General features: G+C 50.0%; 19 protein-coding genes and 1 tRNA gene. 12 read left to right on the forward strand and 8 right to left on the reverse strand.

The window, feature by feature from the left end:
* Positions 1-4 precede the first annotated feature (4 nt).
* Positions 5-1,066, forward strand: a complete 1,062-nt coding sequence (gene carA / locus MLAB_RS01455; protein ID WP_048062168.1) for a glutamine-hydrolyzing carbamoyl-phosphate synthase small subunit — start codon at positions 5-7, stop codon at positions 1,064-1,066.
* Positions 1,059-4,220 (forward strand): carbamoyl-phosphate synthase large subunit, encoded by a 3,162-nt coding sequence (gene carB, locus MLAB_RS01460; RefSeq protein ID WP_011832660.1) that lies wholly within the window; start codon positions 1,059-1,061, stop codon positions 4,218-4,220. The genes carA and carB overlap by 8 nt, the downstream gene beginning before the upstream one ends.
* Positions 4,221-4,240: 20 nt before the next feature.
* Here the strand turns inward: carB and MLAB_RS01465 are convergent, their stop codons facing one another.
* Positions 4,241-5,416, reverse strand: a complete 1,176-nt coding sequence (locus MLAB_RS01465; RefSeq protein ID WP_011832661.1) for an MFS transporter — start codon at positions 5,414-5,416, stop codon at positions 4,241-4,243.
* A gap of 83 nt (positions 5,417-5,499) precedes the next feature.
* Here MLAB_RS01465 and MLAB_RS09795 point away from each other — a divergent pair, with 83 nt between their 5' ends.
* Both MLAB_RS09795 and MLAB_RS01470 read left to right on the forward strand, forming a co-directional pair.
* The gene (locus MLAB_RS09795; RefSeq protein WP_187146128.1) at positions 5,500-5,658 is read left to right on the forward strand and encodes a hypothetical protein; all 159 of its coding nucleotides are present in this window, start codon (positions 5,500-5,502) and stop codon (positions 5,656-5,658) included.
* Between the two features lie 5 nt (positions 5,659-5,663).
* Positions 5,664-6,167: a hypothetical protein gene (locus MLAB_RS01470; RefSeq protein WP_011832663.1), complete on the forward strand. Its 504-nt coding sequence runs from the start codon at positions 5,664-5,666 to the stop codon at positions 6,165-6,167.
* Positions 6,168-6,307: 140 nt separating this feature from the next.
* Here the strand turns inward: MLAB_RS01470 and MLAB_RS01475 are convergent, their stop codons facing one another.
* From MLAB_RS01475 to MLAB_RS01490, 4 genes are read right to left on the reverse strand one after another with little or no spacing between them, the layout of a single operon-like run.
* Positions 6,308-6,928 carry a 30S ribosomal protein S3ae gene (locus tag MLAB_RS01475; protein ID WP_011832664.1) on the reverse strand — a complete coding sequence of 207 codons (621 nt, stop codon included), beginning with the start codon at positions 6,926-6,928 and terminating at the stop codon, positions 6,308-6,310.
* Positions 6,929-6,931: 3 nt separating this feature from the next.
* Positions 6,932-7,183 (reverse strand): KEOPS complex subunit Pcc1, encoded by a 252-nt coding sequence (locus MLAB_RS01480; protein WP_011832665.1) that lies wholly within the window; start codon positions 7,181-7,183, stop codon positions 6,932-6,934.
* Positions 7,180-8,379: a DHH family phosphoesterase gene (locus MLAB_RS01485; protein ID WP_011832666.1), complete on the reverse strand. Its 1,200-nt coding sequence runs from the start codon at positions 8,377-8,379 to the stop codon at positions 7,180-7,182. The genes MLAB_RS01480 and MLAB_RS01485 overlap by 4 nt, the downstream gene beginning before the upstream one ends.
* 13 nt (positions 8,380-8,392) lie before the next feature.
* Positions 8,393-8,851: a 30S ribosomal protein S15 gene (locus tag MLAB_RS01490; RefSeq protein WP_011832667.1), complete on the reverse strand. Its 459-nt coding sequence runs from the start codon at positions 8,849-8,851 to the stop codon at positions 8,393-8,395.
* 270 nt (positions 8,852-9,121) lie between these two features.
* On the opposite strand from MLAB_RS01490, the gene MLAB_RS01495 reads away from it, so the two are divergent.
* From MLAB_RS01495 to MLAB_RS01535, 8 genes are all read left to right on the forward strand, one after another.
* Complete coding sequence (locus MLAB_RS01495; protein ID WP_011832668.1) at positions 9,122-10,348, forward strand: BaiN/RdsA family NAD(P)/FAD-dependent oxidoreductase; 1,227 nt, start codon at positions 9,122-9,124, stop codon at positions 10,346-10,348.
* Between the two features lie 115 nt (positions 10,349-10,463).
* A tRNA-Thr gene (locus MLAB_RS01500) sits at positions 10,464-10,535 on the forward strand.
* A gap of 397 nt (positions 10,536-10,932) precedes the next feature.
* Positions 10,933-12,288, forward strand: coding sequence for a hypothetical protein (locus MLAB_RS01505; protein WP_011832669.1), 1,356 nt, complete (start codon positions 10,933-10,935; stop codon positions 12,286-12,288).
* Positions 12,289-12,526: 238 nt separating this feature from the next.
* Entirely contained in the window at positions 12,527-13,456 is a 930-nt protein-coding gene (locus tag MLAB_RS01510) for a DUF1848 domain-containing protein (RefSeq protein WP_011832670.1), read from the forward strand.
* 277 nt (positions 13,457-13,733) lie between these two features.
* Positions 13,734-15,698: a carbohydrate-binding domain-containing protein gene (locus tag MLAB_RS01520; RefSeq protein WP_011832671.1), complete on the forward strand. Its 1,965-nt coding sequence runs from the start codon at positions 13,734-13,736 to the stop codon at positions 15,696-15,698.
* A 126-nt stretch (positions 15,699-15,824) separates the two neighbouring features.
* Positions 15,825-16,148 carry a PadR family transcriptional regulator gene (locus MLAB_RS01525; RefSeq protein WP_048062170.1) on the forward strand — a complete coding sequence of 108 codons (324 nt, stop codon included), beginning with the start codon at positions 15,825-15,827 and terminating at the stop codon, positions 16,146-16,148.
* Positions 16,145-16,699 carry a DUF2812 domain-containing protein gene (locus MLAB_RS01530; RefSeq protein ID WP_011832673.1) on the forward strand — a complete coding sequence of 185 codons (555 nt, stop codon included), beginning with the start codon at positions 16,145-16,147 and terminating at the stop codon, positions 16,697-16,699. Before MLAB_RS01525 ends, MLAB_RS01530 begins: the two co-directional genes overlap by 4 nt.
* Positions 16,700-17,010: 311 nt before the next feature.
* Positions 17,011-18,195, forward strand: a complete 1,185-nt coding sequence (locus MLAB_RS01535) for an MFS transporter (RefSeq protein ID WP_048061953.1) — start codon at positions 17,011-17,013, stop codon at positions 18,193-18,195.
* A gap of 24 nt (positions 18,196-18,219) precedes the next feature.
* On the opposite strand, the gene MLAB_RS01540 is transcribed toward MLAB_RS01535, so the two are convergent.
* The 3 genes from MLAB_RS01540 to MLAB_RS01550 form a co-directional block, all read right to left on the reverse strand.
* Positions 18,220-18,759 (reverse strand): GNAT family N-acetyltransferase, encoded by a 540-nt coding sequence (locus MLAB_RS01540; protein WP_143702755.1) that lies wholly within the window; start codon positions 18,757-18,759, stop codon positions 18,220-18,222.
* Positions 18,756-19,613 carry a patatin-like phospholipase family protein gene (locus tag MLAB_RS01545; protein ID WP_011832676.1) on the reverse strand — a complete coding sequence of 286 codons (858 nt, stop codon included), beginning with the start codon at positions 19,611-19,613 and terminating at the stop codon, positions 18,756-18,758. The genes MLAB_RS01540 and MLAB_RS01545 overlap by 4 nt, the downstream gene beginning before the upstream one ends.
* Before the next feature lie 81 nt (positions 19,614-19,694).
* Positions 19,695-23,390, reverse strand: a complete 3,696-nt coding sequence (locus MLAB_RS01550; protein ID WP_011832677.1) for a phosphoribosylformylglycinamidine synthase — start codon at positions 23,388-23,390, stop codon at positions 19,695-19,697.
* Between the last annotated feature and the right edge of the window lie 16 nt (positions 23,391-23,406).

The raw sequence follows: 23,406 nt of genomic DNA on the forward strand, positions 1-23,406 counted from the left end.
AATCATGAAGGCTGTCTTAGGACTTGAAGATGGGACAATCATCACCGGAACCGGCTTTGGCGTTGAAGGCTGCGCCTCCGGCGAACTGGTTGTCACCCTTGTATCTACAGGATACATGGAAGCCCTTAGTGACCCGAGTGTCGCCGGACAACTATTGATGTTCGGCTATCCACTTGTTGGAAACTACGGAGCAAACAAAGATCAGCTCCAGCATGACAAAGTTCACGCTGCGGGAACAATTGTGCGTGAACTCTGCGTTCATCCAAAACACCAGCCGACACTTGGCGAATTCTTTGAGGATAACGGCCTTATTGGAATCGAAGGTGTCGACACGCGGATGCTCACAATAAAACTGCGTGAACAGGGCGTTATGCGTGCGACCCTTATCACCGGTTCAGATGACGGATACAAGGCCGTCACCATGGCTCAGACCGCTCCGGTCCAGGAAACCCGCGAACTTATTCCCGGTGTAACCTGCAAAGCCCCCTACCACATCGAAGGAAAAGGCAAAAAGATCGCCGTCCTCGATCTCGGATGCAGAAAATCAGTATTCACCAGTCTGAAAAACCGCGGCGCAGACATCTATGTCTACCCATACGGAACCCCGGCTGATGTGATCATGGCAGACAAACCAAGCGCGCTCTTCTTAACGAACGGCCCGGGTTATCCGTTTGCCGCACCGAAAGCAATCTCCTGCGTCAAAGATATCCTTGGAACCATCCCGGTACAGGGAATCTGTATGGGTGCAGAGATCATTGCGGCGGCTCTCGGCGGTCAGGTTGAAAAACTCAAACTTGGTCACCGCGGAGCAAGCCAGCCGGTGAAATTCTCCGACGGCACCGTTGCCGTAACTTTCCAGGGACACGGCTACGCAGTAGTCGCCGACAGTCTTCCGGAAGGCTGTGAAGTAAACTGTGTCAATGCAAACGACGGCACGGTCGAGGGATTTGTCAACAACGACCTCGGCGTGTACTGTGTACAGTTCCATCCGGAACACGATGGAATCTACGACGGCGTGGAAAAACCAATTTACGATATCATGTACAGAGGAATCCCAGATGCCTAAAAACACCTCACTCAAAAAAGTCCTGCTCATCGGATCAGGACCGATCCAGATCGGACAGGCTGCCGAGTTTGACTATGCAGGAAGCCAGGCATGTAAAGCTGTGCGTGAAGAGGGCATCGAAGTTGTATTAGTCAACTCCAACCCGGCTACGATCCAGACCGACCCCGAAACTGCGGATAAAGTCTATGTTGAACCGCTGAAAGCAGATATCATTGCCGAGATCATCAAAAAGGAAAAACCGGATGGTATTCTCTCAGGTATGGGAGGCCAGACCGGTCTGAACCTTACGGCTGAACTCTATGAACTTGGTGCCCTTGAAGGCGTACAGATTCTTGGAACGCCGCTTGAAGCAATCTATCATGGTGAAGATCGTGATCTCTTCAAGAAACTCATGCTCGAGATCGGTGAACCTATCCCGAAGAGTTTCATCTTAACCAAAATCGAGCAGCTCGACGAGGCATACGAAGAAGTCGGTCTCCCCGCAATCATTCGTCCGGCATACACACTTGGCGGAGCCGGTGGAGGAGTTGCGAACACCAAAGAGGAACTCAGAACGATCGTTGAACACGGTCTCACCAAATCCCGTGTCCACCAGGTCCTGATCGAAGAGTCGGTCAAGGGCTGGAACGAGATCGAGTTTGAGGTCATGCGTGATGCGGCAGACACCTGTATCATCATCTGCGGAATGGAAAACGTCGATCCGATGGGTGTCCACACCGGAGAGTCCGTTGTCGTCGCTCCGATCCTGTCCCTCACCTCAGACGAGTTTGGCATCATGCGCCGGGCCGCAATCAAAATCATCCGTGCCCTCAACGTGCAGGGCGGATGCAACATCCAGTTTGCCTTCAACAACGGTGATTACCGTGTCATTGAAGTCAACCCGCGTGTCTCGCGTTCCTCGGCACTTGCCTCGAAAGCGACCGGTTACCCGATCGCCCGGGTCGCTGCAAAAGTCGCCATCGGTCTGCACCTCGATGAGATCATGAACACGGTTACCGGCTGCACGCCGGCCTGTTTCGAGCCGGCTGTTGATTACGTCGTGGTCAAAGTCTCCAGATGGCCGTTCGACAAATTCAAGACCGCTGATAGGACCCTCACCACTTCGATGAAAAGTACCGGAGAGGTCATGGCAATCGGCCGTACCGTTGAAGAAGGATTCAAGAAAGCTCTCCGCTCGCTTGATACGGATATCTACCGGCACACCGATCTGAACGAGATCAGAATGATCCTCTCCCGCCCGACCGATGAGAGATTCCCGACCCTCTTTGATGCCTTCCGCCTTGGAATGACCGTCAAGGAAGTCTACGACCTCACCCAGATCGAACCGTTCTTCTTAGAGAAGATCCAGAACGTCGTGGACATCGAACTTGAACTCCGCGACCACCCCACTGAAGAGCTTGTCAAGACCTCCAAGAAGTTTGGATTCTCCAACGCAGAGATCCGCGAGCTTACCGGCTGGAACATCTATAAGATCGAGAGTCTTGTCGGCCTTCCGACCTACAAGATGGTCGACACCTGCTCTGCCGAGTTCCCGGCAAAGACGCCCTACTACTACTCCACCTGGGAACAGGAGTGCGAACTTACCCAGTCTGATCGGAAAAAGATCCTCATCCTCGGTTCCGGAGCTATACGCATTGGTCAGGGAATCGAGTTCGATTATTGTACGGTTCACGCAGTCAAGTCCCTGCGTGAGGAAGGCATCGAGGTCCATATCTTAAATAATAACCCGGAGACGGTTTCAACCGACTTCGATACCTCGGACCGTCTCTACTTCGAACCGATGCAGCTTGAAGATGTCGTCAATATCCTGAGAAAAGGTGACTATGACGGTGTTATGGTGCAGTTCGGCGGTCAGAACTCCGTGAACCTCGCCATCCCAATTCAGGAAGAGATCAAACTCTTCGGTCTGAAGACCAAGGTCCTTGGAACGAGCCCCGACAATATGGATGTTGCCGAAGACAGAAACCGGTTCAGCGTTCTGTTAGATCAGAACAACATCCCGTCACCGGCAAATGGTTCCGCCTACTCCGAAAAGGAGGCATACGCAATTGCCAACAAGATCGGATACCCGGTCTTAGTTAGACCAAGCTACGTTCTCGGCGGCCGTGCAATGGAACTTGTTCACGATGAACTTGAACTCCAGACCTACATTAAAGAGGCCGTTCGTGTTTCCAACACCCACCCGGTCTTGATCGACAGATATCTCGACAATGCAACCGAGCTGGATGTGGACGCGGTTTCTGATGGAGAAACGGTCCTTATCGGCGGTGTGATGGAACACATCGAAGAAGCCGGTGTCCACTCCGGAGATTCGGCATGTGTCATCCCGACCCAGACCCTCACTCCCGAGCAGATCGCAACCGTCAAAGACTACACGAGAAAGATTGCTCTCTCCCTCGGTGTAGTCGGTCTGATCAACATCCAGTATGCGATCCACAAAGGAACGGTCTATGTTCTTGAGGCAAACCCGCGTGCAAGCAGAACGGTTCCGTTCGTCTCGAAGGCAACCGGTCTCCCGCTTGCAAAGATCGCGGCCAAACTCATGCTTGGAAAGAAACTTGCAGACCTTGGCTACCAGGAGAAAGAGATCAGTCACGTCGCGGTCAAAGAAGTTCTTCTTCCGTTCTCCAGACTGCCGGGCGTTGACCCGATCCTCGGTCCGGAGATGAAGAGTACCGGTGAAGTCATCGGTATCGATTACGACTTCGGCAGAGCTTTCTACAAGGCAAGCCAGGCAGCTGACAATACCATCCCGCTGAAAGGAAATGTCTTCATCTCAGTTACCAATGATCAGAAGACTGAGATCCTGCCGATTGCCCGCAAGCTCTACGATCTCGGATTCTCACTCTACGGTACGGAAGGCACGGTCAAGTTCCTTGCGCAGAACGACATCCCAATGAATCTTGTCAGAAAGGTTCAGGAAGGCTCACCGAACATTCTGGATATGATCCGGGCACTGGATGTGCATCTCCTTATCAACACACCCGGCGATAAAAATGCACGGGCAGACCACCTGCAGATCATGCGGGCAAGCATCGACTACTCGATCCCCTATATCACGACCATTTTCGGAGCAGAGGCGGCCGTGCAGGCAATCGAGTCGATGAAGACCAACACGATCACCGTCGAACCGCTGAGTCACTACCACAGCTAATCCCCTCTCTTTTCTTTTTTTTATCTGGTTATCAGCACAAATACTGACGTCAGTACCGACAGGGCAAGGCAAAGACCAAAACCAATCTGGTATCCTGCAAGCGTTATTACGATCCCGCTGACAAGAGGGCCCGATGTATGACCGATGTCCATGATCGAGGAAAGGGCCCCGAGAGATGCGCCGAGTTCGTTCTTTTCTGCAGTGTTAGCAGCATACACGTTGGTCGCTACTGTAGAGAGCGACATCCCGATCCCAAAAATACTGCTTAGAACGAGGAGGATCCAGAAGTTTATTGTTAAACCCATGATTCCAAGCGAGATACCTGTTATGAGCATACCCGCTGCGATCTGTTTTTGTGGATTTCCCGTGTCTGCACGTCTGCCGAAGAACGGCTTGGTGAGTGCGATGACCACCACCTGCACGGCAAAAATGACGCCGGTCTGCCAGGCAGGAACGCCGATCAGGAGCAGATAGACAGGCAAGAATGTTTCAAACGTGCCAAAACAGAAGTAGGTTATCATCTCTGCTGTGGATGCAGCACGAAGCCCTTTGTTCGAGAGAAATGTCTTCAGACTGTTTGTAAAATCGGCAACGGTTACTTTTTGCACGCTCCCATGCGTATCACGGAAGAAAAGGATCAGAATAAACACCGGTACTGCAGCACAAAACGCTGCGAGATACACCATATGATAGGCGGTGAATCCCGGTGCCAAGGCAAATAATGTGATAATTGTTCCGCCAATCAGCGGAGCTGCCGTCCTGCCGACGAGTGTGGCAGAACTGTATGTCCCCATCATTACGCCTTTTCTGTTGCCGAATTTTTCTGCGATCGCCGCTCCTACCACCGGTCCAAGGATCGCCGTCGCCAAGCCGTGAAAGAATCTGATGGGGATAAGAAATACCGGGTCCGTTATCAGAAGATAAAGCAGGGGAGCTATAAGAAATATGCATCCTGAGACGATAAGGAGTTTTCTTCGGCCAAGCCTGTCGGAGATCAGGCCTACGGGAAAACTGAAGAGAATGCCGGCGAGAGGGGATACGGCGGCGATAAGGCCGAGGTAGGCATCATTTGCTCCAAGAGACGCTGCATATAAGGGGAGAACGGGATTTTTTGAAATCGTTGTCGAGAATATCGCGAAGCAGCCGATTATGCAGAAGTAGATGATGAACTTTTTTTGTATAGTATCTTCTGACATTTGTGTTGATATTTATCGGCATGTTATATAGGTTTGGCTATCCACCGACACGCATAATATCTTTCCCGCCCAAAAAATGCATTATGTGTTCAGCAGGCGGACCTGTCGATGTTGACCTCAATGACCCCTTAAAGGGCAGAGGCAAGAAGTATAAATGCAATGACTGCGGGGCGACCTTCACCGGGCTTGGCAAACACCCGATGTGCCCGACCTGTCAGTCAGACGACGTTACCGAGATGTAATCGTAATGACCGGTGACCTTCGCGTTCCTTTCCTAGGTGACCATCCGCTCATCATCCGGGGAACCACCTCTTTTCTTTTAATCGCAAAAGTCGTTGAAAAATTTCCTCTTCTGATCGAAACCGACGCAGACGAGATCGTCCAGGGCGTCTATCCCGGTGATCTGATTATCGTCTCGGCACCGGAAGGTGGCGAGGTCCTTCCGGCTCTTTATCTTCTTGAGATGGTTCGAACATACCATCTGCCGGTGATCGCTCTTCCAAAAACCCATCCGGCAGGAAAGCGGCTATCGTATGTTGTCTCGGCCGCCGAAAAAATCGAGATGCGCTGTGATATCAGACGCGGCACCCACCCCGAGCAGCATCTTCTCTGTTCAGCCGATGAATTCACCGGCATGACGCTGTATTTGGAAGGGAATGAACTCGTCATCGAACATCCGCGGTCCGGGGTTTCCCTCGCACGTCTCCAGTGGTCCCCCTCATTTACCGAAGAAGGGCTGGTTGTAGACTAGGATGCCGTAAATACGCGTGAAGACTGACAATATTTTTTTATTATCCTTTACAGGCCCCGTCCCTCTCTTTTGGAAAACGGTTAGCATGCTGATAAAAATTCAGTAAGAGCGTATCGGTAAAAAAATGTGTTTATCCGAATTTAACGGATAAGAGCTGCTGCGCGGTCTGCTGCAGAGCTGACCGACTCGGATTTGATGATCTCGATTCTGCGGACCGGGAAGATTGGCTTGCATTCTGCGAACATCTTCTTGGAAAGTTCGCCTTTCAGCATAGCAGAAACAAAGGACTCGAAGTCGGCTTCCTTTGCGGAATCTTCAACGACCTTCACCATCTTTGCACGAAGCTCCTGAACCTGGGAAAGTCTTGCGTGGTTGATAGTGAATGCGGTGATCGTGACCTGAAGTTCGCGGGTACTGCCAAGGGGCGTGACCGTGATCGTGCTGTCGACGCGGGAGGCCCGTTTCTTTACCATTGCACGAACGAACTCTTTGGTCATCTCGTGACCATTGAACTGGGTGTATGCTGCATCGCCTGCAACATTCATGATCTTAAAGGATGCACGAACATTCTGTTTGGAATAGTCCTGGATAAGTTCGCCCAGACTAACCGTCAATACACGGCCCGGAACGTTTTCCGGATTTGAAGAGATGATCTCTCCAATGAACTGCTTGCCGAGGAACTCCGGTGCATGAACTTTATACCAGTTCTTTGCCTTCCAGCCCTCGACTTTGCGTCCGCCACTCTGCTTTTTTCTTGCCATGGTTTATTCACCTGTAGTATTTTTTAACGTATTCTCTTCGCAGATCGTCTCGATGAGCCGTTCTGCAACCGAGAGATTCATCAGATAATCATCAACTGTCGCAATAACCGACCGAAGCGACTCGCCGTTCACCCTCGCCACAATACACCCGTCCTCAAAAGAAGTTTCAATAAACCCGCCGTTATCCGGCGAAAGAGATTTTTCGATATCATCTGCACGCAGATTTTTCGATCTGATCTCGCCGGAAATTTTCACGCTAATGCCTCCAGTGATCTGATAAACTCAGTCTCGCAGGCAAGCGGGAACTCGCCGCCTGCCCGGGTCTTATGACCTCCGCCCTTTCCGCCGAATGTTTTTGCGGCAGTCACGATGAACTGCTCAAAATCCACGTCTGCGGACCGGGGTGCTCTCGCTGAGATTTTCAGATAAGATTCTCCTCTGCAAAGAACGAAAAGAGGCCGGTTTTCCGACTCGGCAAACATGTCGGCGACATCGCTTACCGTATCGACGGAATCGACCATCCATGCATTCTTTGTTATCTGTTTGGCTGAATCTGCGGCAGCGATCACCTTTTTCTTAAAAGAAAGGGCAATCTCCCAGGCTTCTTTCAGCAGGGAAGCATCCCCGCATGCCAGTCCGAACGCGATCTCGGTTTTGCCTGCTTTGCCGCAGGCATCGATGACCATCGTCAGAGAATGGGCATTCTGGATGCTTTCACGCTCAAGATCCCAGGTATCACCGTAGAGATTCATCAGAGCATCATATGAGGCATTTGATCGTGCGATGATTTCCGATAAAAGACAGCCGAGATAGGCCTCGTCCGAGGTCTTCGCCGAACAGATCTTTGCGACCTCCTCAGACTCTCCGCTGTTTCCGGAAAGGCCCGGAAGATACGGAGAGGCTGCCGTTTCGATCTGTTCTTTGGTTGTCCTGCCGGGAAGAAGGATTCCTTTCCCCGGATTTATCAGATTATTCGCTATCCCCTCGCCGATGATCTTTTCATTCATACCGGCGAGTTTCTGACCATCCCCAATGATGCCGAGAAGAACCAAACCTGCAAGGTCACGGTTATCTGAAAGGGCATTCGCGACCAGATAGGCGCAGCCGGCAGCGGAAAGTTCCGTTTCGCCGTCTACGCCGAACAGCCGCGGGTTGATATGGTACTTCGAGGTGGTGTAAGGCACGTGGTGATCGATGATCATTGTCGTCTCCGGTAATCCGGCGCACGACGCACCCAGGTCACAAAGAAGGGAAATGTCCGGATTCGTGACATCGGATTCGGTAAGAACAGGTAAGAACCTGAGCCTAAACGCGATGCCTTCCCGTTTTAAGGCGATGGACATGATTGCCGCCGAGGATATGCCGTCCGCATCGTGATGGGTGTACATTTCCACGTACTCCATTCCTCTCAGGCGGTCGGCGATCGTTTTGGCGGCTTCTTCAAGTGACATGAGTTATGATGATTTATCTGGACAGAAGAATCTCTGCAGTCTCCGGCTTGTAGACCCAGCCGAGCGGTAAGCGTTTGGTACCAACATAGTACTTTACGAGTCTGCGGACCTTCGCTTCGGTCAGCTGGAGCTGACGTTTGTTGTGAAGGTCTTTTCTGTTCTGCTCAAGGTGTTTTCTCATCATGAGTGCCTTGTGCATAAGGTTACGCAGATCTTCGGGGATGTCGGTGTCAAGGTCGTTCTCACGAACGATGGCATTGATTCTCTTGCCGGTTGCGAGTTTTACGTTCGGGACTCCGTGTTTGTCACGGAGAACGAGACCGATCTGTGCACAGGTAAGACCTGCTTTGCGCAGCTCGACGATTTTACCCTCGATCTCTTTGACATCGGAGTTGGACCAGGCAGGGACTTCTTTTCTGTATGGTCTGACAGAGGATGCAATTCCTCTTCTTCTAGCATGCATTCGTGCCATAATTTATCACCTCGCGAATGAGACTGTCCGCCATCCGTACCGGGCGGAGAACCAACCTGACGACGTATTCGCGGATACTGGTATTTGACAGGTATGGTCGTAAGTCACGAAAAGAGCAGCATGTATATTACAGCTGACTCGTCGTAATCCCAAAGCCATAAGGCAGTGTCTTAGTAGACAGACACGTCGGACTTACTTCAGTCAGCACCTAAGTGCTTCGTATATGTTGGAGGGGATTTATAATAAGGGTTTGGGACGTACGTACATACAATGAGTATGCATGAGTATGATGTGATCGTTGTTGGGACAGGACCCGCGGGACTGTTTTGTGCTGCCCATCTTGCCCCGGCGAAGGTTCTCGTCCTGGAAAAGATGAAACTGCCGGGACGAAAACTTCTGCTGGCCGGTTCCGGTCAGTGTAATCTCACGCATGCCGGTGATGTGAAAACATTCACCGCAAACTACGGGGATCACGGGAATTTTGTGAAGCCTTCTCTGATGGCGTGTTCTAATCAGGCCGTGACGGATTTTTTCGAACACCGGGGTGTTCCTTTGTTCACAAACGAGAACGGGAAGGTGTTTCCTGTTTCCCTTCTCGCGGATGACGTGCTGGATGCGTTGCTTTTTGCCTGTGATGAGGCGGGCGTCGAGATCAATTATTCGGAAGGAGTGAAATCGATAACCCCGAACATGAACGGGTATTCTGTGGAGACCTCATTTGGGGTATATCGGACGAAGTATGTGGTGATCGCGACCGGGGGGATGTCATATTCCGGGACCGGTTCGACGGGTGACGGGTATGGTTTTGCAGAATCACTTGGCCATACGATCACCCCTCCCGAGCCGTCTTTGACGCCGGTGTATGTCGATGATCATCCGCTCAAAGATCTCTCCGGGATCTCTCTTCCGGCAAAGGTCAGCATCTGGCGCGAGGGGAAAAAACTGCTGACCCGGGAGGGCGATCTGCTGATCACCCGATTTGGGTATTCGGGTCCGGTGATCCTGGATGCTTCGCGATGGATGCGTGCGGGAGATCTGCTCAAGATCGCGTTCACCCCCCTCTCTCCGCAAGAAGTGGATGTTCTTCTCAAGGAACGGACTGCCGCATCCGGGGGAAAGCAGATCCAGAATCTGCTGTCCGGTCTTTCCTGTCCGGATCGTCTCATCCGTGCTCTGGTGGAAGCATCCGGGATTCCCGAAGGAACGACCGGTGGTCAGTTCACGTCGAAGATGCGTGCCGCGCTGGTTGAAAATCTGACGGCATTTCCGGTCAGAATTTCCCGGCTTGGCGATTTCAACGCGGCGATGTGCACGGCTGGCGGTGTTTCACTTTCCGAGATCAATAAGAAGACCTGCGAGTCAAAAATCGCTCCGGGGATATTTTTCGCAGGAGAAGTGATGGATCTGGACGGGGATACGGGCGGGTATAATATCCAGGCGGCGTTTTCGACAGGTTTTGCCGCTGCGAAAACGATCCTTAAGTTGTTGTGCGCGTGAGCAAACTTTCTCCCTCGATTTTTGGTGAGGGGGCGTTTTCAGTTTCAAAATACTGCTCTCGATTCAGAATGTTTAAATGAGTCTGAGTTGTATCTTGTTATCGCAATATTTTGTTGCCTCAGTGGCTTAGTGGCATAGCGCGTCCTTGGTAAGGACGAGGTCGCGAGTTCAACTCTCGCCTGAGGCTTCTTTTTCTTTTTCTGAATTTATTACGAGCATAGTTGTCTCCATCCAAAGATTTTCAGGATATTTTTATTCAATAGGAGTTACGCGGTGTTATTCCCAATCCAATTCGGGAAGGAGTTTGTTGAGTGTGGAAACCTGAGAAAAACCAACCGCGAATCGGCGTGAATCTGAGCCCTTCGGGCTCTCAGAATCGGATTTGCTTATCCTCACTCACTCATCTCCCTTTCGAATTGAATCTATCCCAACACCGTGTAAATCCTATTTGAGTTATTGAGGTATTGCCTGTGTGAATGAGTTCATAAAGTTATGAGTCAATTATGATTGTTAATGGCAGGTCGTGAAGTCATATATTTTTCAAGGAAATGTGATGAGAACATGTATGTAAATGGTAGATTCTGATGTCAGCAATAGATCCAGAACCGTTTAATGAAACATATCATTTTGAGAAACTTGAATTTCAAGATCTCGAATCTCCAGATAAAAAAGTTCAGATAAATCAAGCAATTGAATTAACGATCAAAAGGAATAGAGATACAGGAGAATTATTTTTATCAGATTTCAGTCTTGATGATAATTTGGATTTTATTCGAAGAGTTTCCATTCCATTATATGGCCAAAATGGAATATTAAATACTGGGGGGAGCATACCCTCCAAGCTTCTTAATATCATTGGAACAGATAAAGAAACTCACAAAAACATCTTGATAGAAGTCCATTCTGTTATTGTTAATATTAATGGAATAAATTCAGTAAAAATAACCGATGAAAACGTAACTTCAATAACTGAACATAGAGATCATTACTTATACCAAAATCGTAAAATATCCGAGATCCTTCATTCATCATCTATTGCCATAAAAGGCATAGACTATCCGTTTACTATCTGTAATGAATCTATTAATGATACACCTCACAATTTAGATTGTGTCTCATTGGTTTATTCTGTAAATAATGACAGATCCTTTCCTCCTCAAAAAATTCAAGATCATCATAGACACATTATTGGTTTTTTATTTGGGTGTCCTTTGACAAATTTAGGATATTCGCGATATGATGATTCTGGAAAAGTAATTGAGAAATATGTAATCAATCCACGTGCTTCAACAATGTTAATGTCTTTGAATACAATATGTCCTCCAATTGATTATGATGATTTACCAGCTTCACAAATTCAGGAAATATTCAATGAAATTGTTGTAAATTATTGTAATCTCCCTTTGGATATTTACAACCTTGGGATTATAGCATTATTACATAGATTATGGGGGAGTCGCTTACTTTATTTGGATTATAGGCTCATTCTAATTGTAAGCGGACTTGAAATATTTATGAAAATTTGGAGTGGTCAAAAAGGATTAGATTTCAGACCGAAAGATATAATTTGCAAAGATTGTTTTGAAGCTCTAATATCGAAAGAAATTAAGAATATCAAACAGAACATAGCTGATTGTGATAAAGTATCAAAAGAAGATCGAGATAAATTATATTCAAACATTGGGGAGCTTAATAAAGATAAGAAAAAGATAAAACTTTCAGAAATGTACTCTGCTGTTGGGTTGACTCTAGCTGATAACGAGCTCGATATTATACATCTCCGAGATGAAATGATTCACGATACGCCCGTAATTCTTGATGGTCAGGTGTCAATACATGCGGATGCTTATCTCGATGCAATAACATTATGTAACCGTTCACTTCTTACATTGTTTGGCTATACTAGTAAGTATGTTAATTACCGTGAAAAATGGAGGTAATGATTTTTATAAATCTAAAATAATGAAAGCAAGGAAAAATATTTTTCCGATATATTTTCCGAGTCTGCTCCCTCATTATACTAAGAATTTCTTTTAATCCCCTATTTTCCGATGATATGTGATTTCCCTGAGAATTTCACTTATTTGTGCTCATGAGAAATGTGATTGGAGAACTGAATTGTTAGATCCCGCATCTTTTTTATCTCCTCGAAAAAACATCTATCTAAGTGAACCCGCCATGATCCTCAATACCGGAAGCAGAACAGACATCCCTGCCTTCTTCAGCGAATGGTTCTACAATCGTATCACGGAAGGGTATGTCCTTGTCCGAAACCCGTATTATCCCCGCAAAGTCACCAAATATCTGCTTGATCCGGGCATAGTGGACTGTATCAACTTCTGCACCAAAAATCCAGCCCCCATGCTTCCACGGATCCATGAACTGGATGGATTTGGTCAGTTCTGGTACGTCACCATCACCCCGTACGGAAAAGAGATCGAACCAAATGTCCCATCCATCAATCAGGTGATCGATTCGTTTCAAAAACTCTCCCACATTGTCGGACTCAACCGGATCGGCTGGCGGTATGATCCGATTTTTCTGACCGAAAAATATTCCCTCGAATATCATCTCGCTTCGTTTGAAAAAATGGCGGCGGCACTTTCCGGCTATACTGATGTATGCGTGATCAGTTTTCTCGACCTCTATGAAAAAACCAGACGAAACTTCCCTGCCGGAAAAGAAGTGGAACAAAAGGATCGCCTCGCTCTTGGAAAAGCCTTCTGCGAAATCGGCCGCGAACACGGGATACGTATCAAATCCTGCGCCGAAGGAACCGAACTGGCACCCTTCGGCGTCGATTGTTCCGGCTGTCTTACCTGGGAGGTCATAGAACGTGCGGTCGGGCAAAAACTTCGTCACGACTCCGGCAGCACATCGACACGCAGTTCCTGCTCCTGCCTGATGAACTGTGATATCGGGGCCTACAATACCTGCGGGCACGGGTGTGTCTACTGTTATGCGAATTACGATCCAGAAACCGTCCGGAAAAACAGGGAACGCCATGACCCATTATCACCGTTTCTTATCGGAACCTCAAGAGACGGCGATATCGTCACCAATGCCCGTCAGATCCGGTTACGCGACGGGCAGACAGCTCTTTTCTGAGATCGTCCAAAAGAGGAGGGTGTATGGTTAATACACCAAAATGTTAAATATATTTTACTTTCATATATATGCGAGAATGAGAGAAAAGGATCTCCCGATCTCCTGCAAAAAACAGTTGTGGGAAAACACGGATGGTTACTCTCAAGATTTACGGAAGGAAAATATGACAATCACCTCTCCTCAGGCATCCAATGGATGCACAAAATACCAGACTGGGGGCTCTGTTTCCAGAGCGAACCCGGATCAAAAAAGCACGCCGAATGGTGAGGTGAGATGAATGGACTCGTCTGAAAAGCGGATCACCGTCGTTACGTTCGTTCTTCTGGCTCTCGGCATTGGATTTACCTGTTTAATCATGTTTGCTCCAGGTGTTCTTGGCTTTACGGAAACGACCAGTGTCTCCGATGACGGTCTCACCATCGATATCACCTACACGGACCGGGATCTCGATCCCTCCTACGATGAAACGTCAGCGACGATTCTCTATCTTGCCGACGGGGCGAGCACTGTTCAAGGATCCGGGGCCTCGGTCTATGATGATGTGATCACCATCACCGATGAAGGCACATACATCGTAAGCGGCAGTCTTTCGGATGGTCAGATCGTGATATATGCCGGCGAGAGTGACAAGGTTCAGCTCGTTCTTGACGGTGTTACGATTTCCTGTTCGGACAACCCGGCGATTTACGTGGCACAGGCCGACAAAGTCTTCATCACCCTGGCCGAAGGCAGTGTAAACACTCTCGAAGACGGCAGTGAATATACCTCGACGATCGACGCCAAGGAAGCCAAAGCTACGATATATGCACGAAGCGATCTCACGCTCAACGGTCAGGGAACACTTATCGTGACCGGCAACTATCTCCATGCGATCGCTTCTCAGGAGGATCTCGCGATCACCAGCGGCACCTATGTATTGACCGCGGTCGGCGATGGTCTCCACGGAAAGAAGTCTGTGAAGATTTATGACGGGACAATTACCATAACTGCCGGTGATGAGGGTATCCAGTCTGACCAGACGGATGATGATGAAAAGGGATTCGTTTCGATCGACGGAGGCAGTATTACTATCACCTCAACGGGCGATGGTATCGAAGCCGTAACCGTTCTCCGGATCGCCGGTGGTGATATTGATATCACAACAGGTGAAGGAAGCGGGACTGTTATCTCTGGAAATTCCGGATTTACGGGCAGTGTTCCTGATATGACCACGATGCCTGTTTCGTCGGACATCAATATGACGAGCGATCTGAATATGACCCGCCCGAGCTTCGACGGAAATATGACTGCCAAGACTGGCGGCGGTCAGGGTTTCGCTCCGGACAGCGGGACAACTACGACCACTGACGACAGTGTGAGCGCCAAAGGTCTGAAGGCCGACGAGCAGGTTCTCATATCCGGCGGTACAATAACCCTCGACTGCGAAGATGATGGTATCCACTCGAACGGCGATATCACGATATCGGGCGGCACATTCTCCATCGCTTCGGGTGATGACGGCATGCATGCAGATGATGATCTCGTAATAGATGCCGGATCCATTACCGTCACCCAAAGCTACGAAGGTCTGGAAGGATCCAACATTACCATCAACGGAGGGCAGATCGACATAACCTCGACCGATGACGGTATGAATGCCGGCGGAGGGTCTGACGGAAGCGGATTTATGATGATGGGCGGCGGCGGATTTGATACGGATACCTTCACTTCAACCGTTACGGGAAGCAGTGATCTGCCGACCCTTACGATCAACGGTGGAGTAATTTCCGTGTTCTCTACCTCAGGCGACGGCGTTGATTCGAACGGCGATCTCACAATCAACGGAGGCACGCTCTATGTCGAGGCAAACAATAACGGAAACAGCGCAATTGATGCAGGCACCGATTCGGGTGGAACCTGTGTCGTAAACGGCGGAACGGTATTGGCAGTTGGAAGTTCATCCATGGCGGAAGGATTCGCTTCTTCATCAGGACAGCCCTCTCTCATGTATAACTTCGATACAAGTGCCGCGTCCGGAACCACGATCTCTCTTACCGACGCATCAGGGAACGTCCTTCTCACCTATACGCCGTCGATCTCGTTCAACTCCGTGATCATCAGTATGCCTGATTTGGCGATCGGTTCGACCTATACGCTTGCGATCGGCTCAATCGTCGAATCTATCACCCTGAATGAGACTGCCGGATCGTACGGTACGACCTCATCTGGTATGATGGGCGGCGGCGGGTTTTCCCGCTGGTAAACCTTAATTGAAGGTTGCCGGAAGGCCCTCCTCTTTTTTTGAATAAGTATTATATCGGATAACGATACTACAATATATCGTCAAGTGATATATCGCTAAACGATGCATCGTCAGACGGAACAAATCATGACACTTACGTTGGAAAAATCTCCCCTCACCGAAGCAGCGTACTATATCCTGCTTTCTCTCTACGAACCGATGCACGGTTACGGGATCATGCAGAATGTGAAGGTACTCAGCGGCGAACGGGTCAATCTTGGTCCCGGCACGTTGTACGGAGCGATCAATACGCTGCTTGAAAAAGGCTGGATCGTCTCCGCCGGCGAATCGGATTCGAGAAAAAAAGAGTATCAGATAACCGAATCCGGAAAAAAAGCAGTGAAATATGAAATACTGAGACTCGAAGAACTTCTTGCAAACGGCAAAAAAATTACCGGAGTACAAACATGAAGCATTCAGTGTGGCGATGGATCTCCGATTATGAAAAAGAGGAGAAGTGGCTGAATGAGATGGCGGCAAAAGGCCTGTCCTTGTACAGTTTTTTCTTTGGGAAATATACCTTCGAAGAGACCGAGCCTGGAAAGTACATCTATAGAATCGAACTTCTGGAAAATCTTCCGAAGTCGCCGGAAAGCGTTGCATACCTCCGATTCCTGGAAGACACGGGTGTTGTCTGTGTTTCTTCCGTATTCAGATGGGTTTACTTACGAAAAGAGGCGGCCAGCGGTCCGTTTGAACTCTACACCGACATCGACTCAAAGATAAAACGCCTCTCGACGGTGAAAAATCTCTGGTTTACTTTTGTCTGGCTCGAGTTCATTATTGCCGGATTTAATCTTGCTCTGGTTATCTATGCATGGTTCGTTATCCGTCAGATACAGTGGCTTAATCTTGGATGTGTGGTTATGCTTGTTGCGATAGGTTTCGTCCTGCTTCGTCTTGGATTAAAACCATCACGCAAAATAAAATCACTCAGACGCGAACAGCTGATCTGCGAGTGAATTTGGGAGTGCCGGAGAATTTCCACATACATTTCGGTTATTCTCTAAAACCCCAAACTCCTTCGGCCCGGATATATCACGGCCAAACAACAGACAAAGTAGTGCCAAAGGAGGTAGCACAATGTCTGGTATCAGGTAAAAAATAAACTCGCGCACAGCCTATTTCGACAAAATAAAATCTCATCTGGAAAATATCTTTTTTTGTATGCGCGTTTTGCCCAGTACACTGCCCTGACATATATATACGGCCCCATAGTCGCCGCCGTTATTTCTGGAGCAGTCTTTTATTACGACCAAATCTATATTGTAAAATGCAGAACAGAACATTCCGCCCAACACGGTGGACACTGGTATTTTTACTCCTCTCCTCAATGATGATATTAATGGGGGGAGCTGCTGTGGCTCCGGCTTTGCCGGAAATTAGTAGTGCCTTTCCCGAGGCCTCCGAGGCAACAATAGCCCTCATTATCTCACTTCCAGCTCTTGCGATCGCCTGTACCGGATTTATTATCGGCGCAGTTGTCGACAGACTCGGGAGAATCCCCGTCCTTGCAATATCACTTGTCATATTCACGTTAGCCGGAGTTTCCGGATTCTTCCTGACGACGCTTCCGGCGATCCTTGTCGGACGTTTCATCTTAGGTATCGGTATCGCCGGTATAATCAGTTCGACGACATCCCTGATCACCGATTACTACAACGGCCCCTGCCGGGTACGTGTTCTCGGCTATCAGGCGGCTGCTATGGGAATCGGCGTCCTGATTCTGGATACGAGCGGGGGACTGCTTGCCGGAATCTCGTGGAGAATGTCATTTCTTATCTACGGACTTGGTCTTTTCATTCTGATCGGTACCCTGATCACCATGAAGGAACCGGTCAAACAACAGACGGAGGTCAACCGGAATGCGCCGAAAACCAAAGTGCCGGTTACCTCGATCGCCCTGATCTATGGAACACTGTTTATCGGAATGATATTGTTCTTCCTGATGCCGACGAAATTCCCGTATCTTGTCTCTGAGATCTCCGGCGATTCGGCGATCCTGTCCGGCATTCTCCTTGGCGTGATGGGGTGTTTCTCGGCTCTCATTGGGGTCTTCTACTGGAGGATCGCCGGCAAAGTCCACCGGGTGATGACGCTTGCGCTCTCCTTTATCCTGCTTGGCCTTGGGTACTGTCTGTTTGGCATTTCCGTCTCTCTTGAGACGCTTATCACCGCGGTGATGATTGTTGGAATAGGAAACGGTCTGTTGATGCCGACGGTCCTTGGCTGGCTCGGCCTTATCACGCCGCCCGCTGTCATGGGAAAAGTGATGGGAGGATATGGGATGTCTCTAAACCTTGGTCAGTTCGTCTCTTCCTTTGCCGCCGTACCGATCCTGCTTCTCGCGGCAAGTTACGGACACATGTTCCTGATATTCGGTCTCGTTTCGCTGTGTATTGGCGTCGTGTACGTTGTCGGATATCTGCACGTCAGACGTAATCCCGATGCAGCCTGAGGACACGGCTCCTCATTTTTTAGATTAGAACCTATTTTCGAAATATGTCTCTTTCGATAGGGAAAAACAGTCCTTATCCATCACCAGCCCGTCATACCGCCTCTCCGTCCGGGCAAGTGTGCCTTCATACCGGAACCCGAGTTTTTCGAGGACACGCCGGGAACGCCCGTTTTCGGGATAGCACGTAGCTGAAATCAGATCCAGATCCATCGTTTCGAACCCGAAAGCGACAACGACTTTCGCCGCTTCGGTCATGAATCCTTTTCCCCAGAACTCTTCGCCGAGGGCATACCCGATCATCCTGACCGAATCATTCTCCCGCAGGGGATCATCGATCAGACCGATGCTGCCGATCATCACGCCGGTCTCTTTCAGAACGATCCCGAAAACACTCTCCTGCCCAAGATAAATCGCCTGCATGATCGCCCGTGTCTCTTCCAGGGTCTCGTGCGGCTTCCACCCGGCATCCCGACCGGTGTTCGGCCCCCGTGAATAGGCAAAAATATCTTCAGCATCCGAATCAACGATCTGACGAAGGATCAGTCTGTCTGTCTCAATCATCATACCCTTAGAAACGCCTTCAGCTCATCCTGTCTCGCGTCATAATCGGCGATGCCGAGATCATACTGCTCGTGGATATCCTCTGAGTCTTTGGTCGTTGTTTTCACCTTGCCAGCATGGGACGGAGCAAAGACGAATGCACGTCCCTCCTCCTCCAGTTTTTTGACATAGGCTATCACCTTGTGATACTCGAGATGCCGTCTGTCGATTTTCTTGACGATCTCCGGATAGTTTCGCAAAATAAGATGATAGAACGGTTTATATTTCTGGGGCTGACGGTGGAAACTTCGCGGGTTTTCCAGAATCACCACCAGTTTATCGCAGCCGTCGTCGAGTGCCTTCTGCACCGGAATCGAATCGGAAACCCCGCCGTCGAAATATAATTTACCGTTCAGTTCGATTGGTTTGCACACTACCGGGATCGCGCAGCTCGCCATGATGGCGCGAAAATCATCCTTTTTCATGTCCTCTTTGGATAAGTATTCGGCTTCGCCGGTTTTTGCGTTGGTCGCCGTCAGATAATACTCCGCGGGATTTGCCGTCAGTGCCTGATAATCCACCGGATCGATGCCGGTCGAGTTGGTGATCGTGCCGTAGATGTACTGCAGATTGAAGTATGAACCGTGCTTCAGATAGTTCTTCATTCCAAGATACTCGGGGTGATTCTGGTATATCGTATAGAAATGCAGGTTTCTCTCCCGCTGGTTTGCGAGATAGGATGCAAGATTGCCGGACCCGGCCGACACACCAATGCATTCGTCGAAAGTAATTCCGTCATCCAAAAACCGGTCGAGGATGCCTGCACTGTATGCACACTTCATCCCCCCTCCTTCGACGATCAGCCCGCTTTTACTCATTAGTATTCTTATACACGAGATATTCACTTAATACTACTGTATTTATTTCGGGATCACGGGTATTTCATGTAAAAAAAGTGATTATGGTCTGAAGTACTCGACCAGCGACTCGAAGAGTTTCATATCGAACACGTCGTCATAATTCTTGTAGAGTCCGTCTCCGATACGTTCGGCATGCCCCATTTTACCGAGCACGCGTCCGTCGGGCGAAGTGATCCCTTCGATCGCCAGCATCGAATCATTCGGATTGTAACGGATATCCGAGGTCGGATGGTTGGTCAGATCGACATACTGCGTCGCCACCTGGCCGTTTTCGATCAGCTGCTTCAGCACATCGTCGTTTGCGAGGAATCGTCCTTCACCATGCGAAATAGGCACGGCGAACACGTCTCCGACATGTACCTTGGAGAACCAGGGGGATTTCACGGACGAGACCCGGACCCGGACGATCTTTGACTGGTGTCTGCCGATCGTATTGAACGTCAGCGTCGGCGAATCCGCATCGACGTCGACGATCTCTCCATAGGGAACGAGCCCTAACTTGATCAGGGCCTGGAATCCGTTGCAGATTCCAAGAATCAGCCCGTCCCGGTTCTTTAACAGATCATGTACGGCGTCCTTGATCTTCGCATTGCGGAAGAATGCCGTGATGAACTTGCCAGATCCGTCGGGTTCGTCCCCGCCGGAAAAACCGCCCGGAATGAAGATTGCCTGGGACTTTGAGATCGCGTCCGCCGCCCGGTCGACCGACTCGGCCGTGTCCTTTGCCGTCTGGTTGTTGATCACGAGGATTTCAGGGATCGCGCCTGATTTTGCGACGGCCTTGGCGCTTTCGTACTCGCAGTTCGTTCCCGGGAAAACCGGGATCAGGACACGCGGATGGGCAGTCCTCTCACGCGGTTTGAGGACACTGCGTGTCTCGCACTTGATCTTTTTGATCCTGCCGGACCCCTGCGGGATATTGCACGGATACACCGATTCGAGTTTTGCTTCGTAGATGTTCAGCAGCGTTTCCAGCGGGAGTTTTACACCTGCATACCGGATGAAAGCGTCCGGCGTCGTTACGCCTAACGGAACCCCGACCTCCGCGTCACCGCTCAGTTCAAGAACAAACGCTCCGTAGTTGTATCCGAAGATATCCTTTGGATCAATGCTGCTGTCGTAGGTGAATCCGATCATGTTCCCGAATGCCATTTTTAATACGGCCTCGGCGATGCCCCCAAGGGAAGGGGTATAACAGGAGAGAACTTTTCCTTCTCTCATAAGCATCGTTACCAGACGATAATTTGCGGTCAGCGACTCCGCCTTTGGAAGACCGTTTTCATCAGACTCCGCTTTCAGCAGAACGACCTTGTGGCCCGGGCTCTTGAACTCGTTTGTGACGATGTTTCTGATCTTCTCCGTGGTCACGGCGAACGAAATCAGTGTCGGGGGGACATCTAGTTTCTCAAAGGAACCGCTCATCGAATCCTTCCCTCCGATCGCTCCGACTCCAAGCCCCATCTGGGCCGCAAATGCCCCTAGGAGAGCGCTCATCGGCTTTCCCCAGCGTTTCGGATCCTTGCCCGGCTTCTCGAAGTACTCCTGGAACGAAAGATACACGTCCGAAAACTCAGCTCCGGTTGCGATCAGCTTCGAGACGCTTTCGACAACCGCGAGGTATGCTCCGTGATACGGGCTCTTTTCAGAGATCATCGGATTGAATCCCCATGCCATCAGCGAGCAGTCATCGGTATCGCTTTTTTCCACCGCGATCTTGTTCACCATCGCCTGGATCGGGGTCAGCTGATATTTCCCGCCAAACGGCATAAGGACCGTTCCGGCGCCGACCGTCGAATCGAACCGTTCGGAAAGTCCCTTTCTCGAACAGCTGTTTAGGTCGCCGGCAAGCTTTTCATAATTTTCGGCAAACCCTTCGCCGACCTCTTTTGCAAACGGCTGGGGGTCCGCGAGTTCGATCTCGATGTGTTTTTCCGTGCCGTTTGTATCCAGAAATGCACGGGAAATATCGACGATCTTTTTCCCGTTCCAGTTCATGATCAAGCGCGGATTTTCCGTGACTTTTGCAACGACTGTTGCTTCGAGATTTTCCGCGTGAGCGAGGGAGCGGAACGTTTCCGCATCGTTTTTGTCCACGACGACTGCCATTCTTTCCTGCGATTCGCTGATCGCAAGTTCCGTTCCGTCAAGACCTTCATACTTCTTTGGGACCGCGTTCAGATCGATCTCCAGCCCTTCGGCAAGCTCTCCGATCGCGACCGAAACCCCGCCGGCTCCGAAATCGTTGCAGCGTTTGATAAGACGGGAAGCTTCCTTGTTTCTAAACAGCCGCTGGATCTTTCGTTCTTCCGGAGCATTTCCCTTCTGGACTTCCGCTCCGCAACTTGTAAGCGAAGCCACCGTATGGGACTTCGAGGATCCGGCTGCCCCGCCGCATCCGTCTCTTCCGGTCCGTCCGCCTAAAAGAATTACGACATCCCCGTCTTTTGGCACCTCGCGCCGGACATTATCCTTTGGGACCGCCCCGATAACGGCGCCGACTTCCATCCGTTTTGCCACGTAGCCCGGATGATAGAGTTCATCGACGATTCCGGTGGCAAGCCCTATCTGGTTTCCGTACGAACTGTAGCCCGCCGCCGCCGTCGAGACGATCTTTCGCTGCGGAAGTTTTCCAAGCAGCGTCTCGCTCACGGGAGTCAGGGGATCTCCGGCTCCCGTCAGCCGCATCGCCGAATACACATAGGCCCGGCCCGAAAGGGGATCGCGGATCGCCCCTCCAAGACAGGTCGCCGCTCCGCCGAACGGTTCGATCTCGGTCGGGTGATTGTGGGTCTCGTTTTTGAACAGTAAAAGCCAGTCTTCGTCCTGCCCGTCCACGTTCACCGTGATCTTTACCGTGCAGGCATTGATCTCGGGAGACTCGTCCAGCTTGTCGAGTTTTCCCGCCTGTTTCAGATATCTCACGGCGATCGTTGCGATATCCATCAGATTGACCGGTTTGTCCCGGCCGACGGCTTTTCTGACCGCGAGATACTCGTCGAATGCTTTCTGCAGAAGCGGGCTTTCTGTTCTGACCTCGTCGATCGTCGTTAAAAACGTCGTGTGGCGGCAGTGATCCGACCAGTAGGTGTCAATCATCCTGATCTCGGTGATCGTCGGGTCACGGTTTTCCTGAATAAAATACTGCTGGCTGAATCTGATATCGTCTTCATCCATCGCGAGCCCCAGTTCGCGGATGAGGCCGGCAAGACCTTTTTCATCCAGTTTGGTGAATCCGGTAAGTGTTTCCACGGTTGTCGGGATATGGTAGGATACGGAAAGGGTCGCCGGTTTTTCAAGCGAAGCTTCTCTGCTCTCGACCGGGTTGATCACATATTTTTTGATCGCAAGCAGCTGTTCTTTGGTGATTTTTCCTTTGAGAATATACACCCTGGCGGTGTTTACGAGCGGCCTTTCTCCTTGGGAAATCAGCTGGATACACTGTGCAGCGCTGTCTGCCCTCTGGTCGAACTGACCCGGCAGATACTCGACGGCAAACATGGTTTCGTCCTTGGCCGGCTCCAGCCCGTCGTATGTTATATCCAGCTGGGGTTCGGAGAAGACCGTCGACTTTGCGTAATCGAACAGCGGTTTTTCTATATTTTCGACATCGTACCGGTTGATTATTCTGACCGATGTCAGTTCCTTAATGCCGAGCAGACTCTGCAGTTCATTCTGGAGTGAGCGTGCTTCGTTTGCCAGTGCGGGTTTTTTCTCAACAAATATCCTGTAAACCATATCAGTATCCCTTTCC

The sequence above is a fragment of the Methanocorpusculum labreanum Z genome, assembly GCF_000015765.1.
GTDB classification, from domain to species: domain Archaea; phylum Halobacteriota; class Methanomicrobia; order Methanomicrobiales; family Methanocorpusculaceae; genus Methanocorpusculum; species Methanocorpusculum labreanum.

What these genes read in the sequence shown, in the direction of transcription:
- carA (WP_048062168.1), top strand. Translation starts at nt 5, where the DNA reads ATGAAGGCTGTCTTAGGACTTGAAGATGGGACAATCATCACCGGAACC.
- carB (WP_011832660.1), top strand. Translation starts at nt 1,059, where the DNA reads ATGCCTAAAAACACCTCACTCAAAAAAGTCCTGCTCATCGGATCAGGA.
- MLAB_RS01465 (WP_011832661.1), bottom strand. Translation starts at nt 5,416, where the DNA reads ATGTCAGAAGATACTATACAAAAAAAGTTCATCATCTACTTCTGCATA.
- MLAB_RS09795 (WP_187146128.1), top strand. Translation starts at nt 5,500, where the DNA reads ATGTGTTCAGCAGGCGGACCTGTCGATGTTGACCTCAATGACCCCTTA.
- MLAB_RS01470 (WP_011832663.1), top strand. Translation starts at nt 5,664, where the DNA reads ATGACCGGTGACCTTCGCGTTCCTTTCCTAGGTGACCATCCGCTCATC.
- MLAB_RS01475 (WP_011832664.1), bottom strand. Translation starts at nt 6,928, where the DNA reads ATGGCAAGAAAAAAGCAGAGTGGCGGACGCAAAGTCGAGGGCTGGAAG.
- MLAB_RS01485 (WP_011832666.1), bottom strand. Translation starts at nt 8,379, where the DNA reads ATGTCACTTGAAGAAGCCGCCAAAACGATCGCCGACCGCCTGAGAGGA.
- MLAB_RS01490 (WP_011832667.1), bottom strand. Translation starts at nt 8,851, where the DNA reads ATGGCACGAATGCATGCTAGAAGAAGAGGAATTGCATCCTCTGTCAGA.
- MLAB_RS01495 (WP_011832668.1), top strand. Translation starts at nt 9,122, where the DNA reads ATGAGTATGCATGAGTATGATGTGATCGTTGTTGGGACAGGACCCGCG.
- MLAB_RS01505 (WP_011832669.1), top strand. Translation starts at nt 10,933, where the DNA reads ATGTCAGCAATAGATCCAGAACCGTTTAATGAAACATATCATTTTGAG.
- MLAB_RS01510 (WP_011832670.1), top strand. Translation starts at nt 12,527, where the DNA reads ATGATCCTCAATACCGGAAGCAGAACAGACATCCCTGCCTTCTTCAGC.
- MLAB_RS01520 (WP_011832671.1), top strand. Translation starts at nt 13,734, where the DNA reads ATGGACTCGTCTGAAAAGCGGATCACCGTCGTTACGTTCGTTCTTCTG.
- MLAB_RS01525 (WP_048062170.1), top strand. Translation starts at nt 15,825, where the DNA reads ATGACACTTACGTTGGAAAAATCTCCCCTCACCGAAGCAGCGTACTAT.
- MLAB_RS01530 (WP_011832673.1), top strand. Translation starts at nt 16,145, where the DNA reads ATGAAGCATTCAGTGTGGCGATGGATCTCCGATTATGAAAAAGAGGAG.
- MLAB_RS01535 (WP_048061953.1), top strand. Translation starts at nt 17,011, where the DNA reads ATGCAGAACAGAACATTCCGCCCAACACGGTGGACACTGGTATTTTTA.
- MLAB_RS01540 (WP_143702755.1), bottom strand. Translation starts at nt 18,759, where the DNA reads ATGATGATTGAGACAGACAGACTGATCCTTCGTCAGATCGTTGATTCG.
- MLAB_RS01545 (WP_011832676.1), bottom strand. Translation starts at nt 19,613, where the DNA reads ATGAGTAAAAGCGGGCTGATCGTCGAAGGAGGGGGGATGAAGTGTGCA.
- MLAB_RS01550 (WP_011832677.1), bottom strand. Translation starts at nt 23,390, where the DNA reads ATGGTTTACAGGATATTTGTTGAGAAAAAACCCGCACTGGCAAACGAA.